This is a genomic window from Streptococcus sp. GMD4S (genome assembly GCF_000296955.1).
Genome location: NZ_AJRE01000003.1, coordinates 1 through 5,129 on the forward strand (window position 1 = coordinate 1; position 5,129 = coordinate 5,129).

Here is a 5,129-nt window from a genome sequence, read left to right on the forward strand (position 1 = left end):
TATATACATTATTTTTAAGTTTTGTTTTAGGGCTTCTTTACCGTCAAACGAAATCTGTGGGATACTGTGTATTATTTCATGCATTCGCAAATTTGTTAAATCTCTATTTTGTGTTAAAAATTAATCTTATTTTTATTATCATTTTTATTGGTTATTTGATTTATACTATATTGGCGAGTAATAGAATTAGTAAGGAAACAACATTTTAAAATTTAGATCAGGATATCCATTATTGAAAGTAACGTGTGATCATTCTAGATAATCAATGTTAGAGACTTTTCTATTTGATGAGACATCACTGCTTGTACGAGCTGATTAAACATGGGTGTAGCTAGTGAAAGTTCTACAGTAAGGAGTTTAAACATGAAATTCCATGAATTTGGTGATAAGAATTTGCCTCCTATTTTACTGATACATGGTGGTGGAAGTTCTTGGTGGAATTATCTTCGTCAAGCACGAATCTTGTCAGAAGAATACCGTGTTATTCTACCCACTTTGAATGGCCACGGCGAGGAATATCAAGTTGATTATGTTTCTACTGAAGATTCTGCTTTGGAGATTCTGGACTATATCAAAGCAAACTGTGGTGGGAAATTGTTTGCAATCGGTGGTGTTTCGCTTGGTGGTCAAATTGCTATGGAGCTTTTGTCTTTAGACAGTGAAATTGCTGAGAAGGCCATCATAGATGGAAGCCTCTGCATTCCTCAACTAAGGTTAGCTAAAATCAGCATCTTTCTAGTGTCTCTATTTGGTAAACTGATGTTCAATAAATTCTCTTGCAAACTTCAGTTAAGCATGATGAACAAATTCTATCCTAAACTGGCTTATCCAGAGGAAATAAAAACTTATTATTTGGAGGATTTGCCAAGGACGCCTATCAAAACATTGGTGACCATTTACAAAAACTATATGGGATGTTACAAGCTGAAAGATATGATTTCTGCTAGCAAGGCTCAGGTTCTGTATATTTATGGTGAAAAAGAATTGAACTGTGTGAAAGAATCAGCGAAATTATTTCATCAGCTACATTCAAATACAATTTTGTATGAAGCAAAGGGCTATAATCACGGCTATTTATCAGCTTACCTGCCTTATGAGTGGATTGATTTGGTGGTGCCATTTTTAAAGAGTGACTCATTAGAAATGTGTAACGAATCTGATATGCCATAAGGAGGAAACGGATGCTAGGAGCAATTATTGGAGACATTGTAGGTTCTGTTTACGAATGGAACAATATCAAAACGAAGGATTTTCCTTTATTTTGTGAGGATTGTTTTTTCACGGATGATACGGTAAGTTCGAACCGCTGAGTGTGTGAGTTTGTTAGTGAAACGTAGTTAATCCTCAAAATAAAGAAACTAAAACTCCATTATTTTGAGATGAAAACCTAAACTGTTTTTAAGGAGGTGAAATATTGATAGAAAGCAGACCTATGTTTGAAAAAATCTCATCCTTTGATGAATTTAATAAATATTACTGGTATCGTGATGAACTTTCACAGATATGCAGGTCATTAGGACTTGAATATAGAGGTACAAAACAGGAACTCAATGATATTATTGAGCAGTACTTCAAGGGGAATTTGATTAAAAAGTCATCAGTAAAAAAAAATAAGAAACGAGTAGAAGTCGTTACCTTAGATTCGCCCTTACTTGAATGTGGATTCTCCTTTAATGCACACTTTAGAGAATATTTCTCAACTTTAACAGGTGTTTCGCCCTTTAAATTTACTGCTGATATGGCTACAGCTTGGAGAAAAGTAAAAAAAGAAAATGATTTGAATTTCACAATCCAAGATATGCTAAAAGTCTATTATGGAGATTCAGATTATGCCAAGTATGATCATTCGGTTTGTCAATGGAATCAATTTCTAAAGGATTTCTGTGCAGACGAAAATAGTGCCAACTACTCTAATAAACTAAAAGTAGCTTCTATTCTTTGGAAAGAAGTTAGAAATTCAAGTAATGCAAAAATTTATTCAAAGAATCTTTTAACTAAATATGCTGATAAAATAGACGAGTATGTCAAGTAGAAATGTCAGTCTAAACTAATAGTTTGTAAGGAGGAATACCATGCTAGGAGCAATAGTTGGAGATATTGTAGGTTCAGTTTATGAATGGAACAATATCAAAACGAAAGACTTTCCATTATTTCGGAAAGACTGCTTTTTTACAGATGATACGGTAAGTTCGAACCGCTGAGTGTCTGAGTTTGTTAGTGAAACGTAGCTAATCCTCTCACCTTTTCATTTTAACGCAAGAAGGCTTCAAAGCTCCACTGGAGCTTTGAACTCCCCGAACCTTTTGAGTTTCACAAACGCATCATGTTGAGGCGGTAAGTCTATTAGTGAAGAGTAATTAATTTTCAGAAGGCTTCCTGCTTTTTTAATCCTACGGACGAAAAATACGGCAAAACCTTATTTTATACAGTAAATTTTCTAACGTTAGAAAAATAGATTTGATGCATTTAGATAAACAAATTATAAATAGGAGAATCGAATGTTTAATTTTTTTAAAAAGAAAGATCCTAAAAACCTCGAAATCAATTTTCATGACAATTCAATGGTAATGAACGGAACCAGCTTGTCTTTTCCTTTATCTTTGAAAGATATTGAGGCCGTGTTAGGAAAGCCTGATCAGGTTGTCAAAAAAGAAAGTAAATACATAAAGTACGTTTACGACAATGCTGGTATTGTATTTGAACATTCGTCTTCTATCCGGAATCATTTAAAGAAATGCAGGGTCTATATTGATGATGAGCATCTACTTTCTACAATCAGTTTCTACTATGGTGATGTTGTAAAACCTATGTTTGGAGAAGAAGAATTACCCAAGATGCCTTGTCAAGCCGTAGTATCCACTGATGGGAAGCCTCCCTATTTTCTTTATGATAGACACAGAACTGGGGATTTCAATTTTATTTTATGGACCCCTCATGGAACCAATTTTAATGGAAGACCAGATGTAATGAGATATCCACTCACCATTTCTTACTATCCAGAAATCAAGCATGAACGTCAAAAATCAAATCCAAAAGTTGTTCAAGAAAAATATCTTCATTTTGATAATCTGAATTTTAAACTAGCTATTATCCAAGTATTGATGTATGATTTAGATATTTTAAAGCCAGCTTTTGATATTTTTGATTTTTCAGAGGAATTTAGCGAGTTGGATATTGATACAGAAAGTACAGAACTTGTAGAGCCTGCCTTAGAATACTTTAAAAATCTTCAGATTTCACAGAAGTATGCAAGTCTTGTAAAAGAGATTGATATGGATGGCGGTAATGAAATTTTTATGAATCTGATTCCTCAGTGGGATGGTGAGGATAGTACTTTTGATTTGAATGAGGTTAGTTTGGTTGAATTAAAGCAGTTCCCAAATTTAAAACAAGCGACAATCATGTCAAGTAATTTTGAACAAGTTAAGGAAACTTTTGCTAAAGCTGGAGTCGACGTAGAACTAGTGTAAGTTTAACTAAACATTTATAAATTTTTGAAAAAATCTTACTGTTATGACTCGAAAAAAGGATTAAGTAAAATATGAAAAAGTTTAAATGGTGTTTATGGGTAACTGGGGTTCTTGTTATTCTTATGACAGCATCTTCATTGAATGCTTGTAGTTTGGGTGGTGAAACCATTCCCAAAAACAGAACAAGGGAACAGTACGAGTTTGAAAAAACGTTTGATCCTATGTTTAAATTTTTGGAACAAGAGCAGAAGGATTTTAATGGGCTGGAAGCTTATAAAAGCAGCGTCTATATAAAAAATGGTGACGAAGTCAAAAGATGTGAAATCGACCTAGACATTACCAAGGCAGATGGTAAGGGCGACTATAGAATACAAATCGGAGAAAATAAAAAAACGGTTCCCGTTAGTTATTCTAATGGCAAGTTGCATTACGATTCAGCGATAGATCCTTTATTTGATGAAGAAATTCTTAACTTAGTTGTCAAAAGAGATGTTTTTGACTCCTTGAATGTAAAAAGAACGTTAAGAACTGGAACAACAGAGCTTAGTGAAATTATCTACCAGCCAGAAACTCAGTCTGAACTCTTTCAGAAACTGAAAATCAAATATGATCTACCAGAGGAAACTACATGCCAAATCAGGGTAAATTACTCAGATAAAACAAATTATGGGATCACAATACAGTTAACATCGAAAGAGATGTCTGTCAAAATTGGTTTAACTATTATTAAAAAACGGGGCTAACGATTTAGGAATGTTATTGAAAAGAGTTTTTTAACTCTGAGAAGGATTTAAAGGTGACTATGAAGGTAAAATTTAAAGAAACGAATAAAGTATTTTTCAAAATAGTAGAAGTAGAGGGAGAAAAGTATATTCTAGATTTGACGACTGTTAGACCAAAATCCTATTTCTGGGGTTCTCTTCCCGATGAAATTACTGCAAAAATGCAAAAGTTAGATAAAAGAGATATGCGTTTTGAGAGTGTAGCTCCAACTATGAGTAAATCAATTGGGATTGCAATTGGTACAGCAATAGGGGGATCTGGCTATCGGCTTGTGACAAATTTTTTTAGAAACAATGGGATTAGTCATAACCTTCCTTTAAAGATAGGCTTATATGGCCTATTCATTTCCCTAGCTTATCTTGCTTTCTGGTTCATTGCCATAAGAGCTCGTCATAGCGTCCAAAAAAGACTTGAGAATAACGTTACAAATTATAAAATAACCTTTAAACCAGTTGGAAATAAACGTCAATTAAAACATTACAAACTTCTTCCTTTTATCCTTGTTCCGACTCTTGGATGTTTTGTATTTTATCTATATACTGTTAATGGAACAGAGGGAGCCTTACTTGTTATTAATAGTATTCTATTATTGGGATTTTTTACAGTGATTTTAGGCATGTCACCACTCCGAGAAAGTGTCGAAAAGCAAGAGATTATTTTTGATAGAATAGAGAAGTTATAAATTAAGATGAAAGCTGTTTATGATCCTATTTTGCAGGTCACATTGGGCTATTCTATCAGAAAAAATTAGGGAACTGATTAGAGAGCATTTTGTTAGTCAATGACTCATTTACTCCAATAACTTCTCCTTTTTTATTTTTCTTTTCCTGAATGCCTGGACCATAGTAAAAATTGAAATCCATCGGTATAATAACT

General features: G+C 33.5%; 8 protein-coding genes. All 8 read left to right on the forward strand.

The features are described 5' to 3' along the window. The coding region (locus GMD4S_RS13695) for a CPBP family glutamic-type intramembrane protease (protein ID WP_337459732.1) at positions 1-209 on the forward strand (209 nt) is incomplete at its 5' end. Positions 210-363: 154 nt separating this feature from the next. Then, on the forward strand, positions 364-1,170 hold the full coding sequence (locus tag GMD4S_RS00015; protein ID WP_000668461.1) for an alpha/beta fold hydrolase: 807 nt from the start codon (positions 364-366) through the stop codon (positions 1,168-1,170). Positions 1,171-1,181: 11 nt separating this feature from the next. Then, positions 1,182-1,310 (forward strand): ADP-ribosylglycohydrolase, encoded by a 129-nt coding sequence (locus GMD4S_RS12690; protein ID WP_000899999.1) that lies wholly within the window; start codon positions 1,182-1,184, stop codon positions 1,308-1,310. A 104-nt stretch (positions 1,311-1,414) separates the two neighbouring features. After that, a complete protein-coding gene (locus GMD4S_RS00020) occupies positions 1,415-2,032 on the forward strand; it encodes an SAP domain-containing protein (RefSeq protein ID WP_000573132.1) in 618 nt (205 codons plus the stop codon). Positions 2,033-2,072: 40 nt separating this feature from the next. Continuing rightward, a complete protein-coding gene (locus tag GMD4S_RS12695) occupies positions 2,073-2,201 on the forward strand; it encodes a hypothetical protein (protein ID WP_000900078.1) in 129 nt (42 codons plus the stop codon). Between the two features lie 297 nt (positions 2,202-2,498). Beyond that, the gene (locus GMD4S_RS00025; RefSeq protein ID WP_000481649.1) at positions 2,499-3,470 is read left to right on the forward strand and encodes a DUF6892 domain-containing protein; all 972 of its coding nucleotides are present in this window, start codon (positions 2,499-2,501) and stop codon (positions 3,468-3,470) included. 71 nt (positions 3,471-3,541) lie between these two features. Next, positions 3,542-4,213 carry a hypothetical protein gene (locus GMD4S_RS00030; protein WP_000713811.1) on the forward strand — a complete coding sequence of 224 codons (672 nt, stop codon included), beginning with the start codon at positions 3,542-3,544 and terminating at the stop codon, positions 4,211-4,213. Positions 4,214-4,272: 59 nt separating this feature from the next. Continuing rightward, the gene (locus tag GMD4S_RS00035; protein WP_000865033.1) at positions 4,273-4,935 is read left to right on the forward strand and encodes a DUF443 family protein; all 663 of its coding nucleotides are present in this window, start codon (positions 4,273-4,275) and stop codon (positions 4,933-4,935) included. Positions 4,936-5,129: the final 194 nt, after the last annotated feature.

Coding starts and splice junctions, on each gene's coding strand:
- GMD4S_RS12690 (WP_000899999.1), top strand. CDS start 1,182: ATGCTAGGAGCAATTATTGGAGACATTGTAGGTTCTGTTTACGAATGG.
- GMD4S_RS00015 (WP_000668461.1), top strand. CDS start 364: ATGAAATTCCATGAATTTGGTGATAAGAATTTGCCTCCTATTTTACTG.
- GMD4S_RS00035 (WP_000865033.1), top strand. CDS start 4,273: ATGAAGGTAAAATTTAAAGAAACGAATAAAGTATTTTTCAAAATAGTA.
- GMD4S_RS00030 (WP_000713811.1), top strand. CDS start 3,542: ATGAAAAAGTTTAAATGGTGTTTATGGGTAACTGGGGTTCTTGTTATT.
- GMD4S_RS12695 (WP_000900078.1), top strand. CDS start 2,073: ATGCTAGGAGCAATAGTTGGAGATATTGTAGGTTCAGTTTATGAATGG.
- GMD4S_RS00025 (WP_000481649.1), top strand. CDS start 2,499: ATGTTTAATTTTTTTAAAAAGAAAGATCCTAAAAACCTCGAAATCAAT.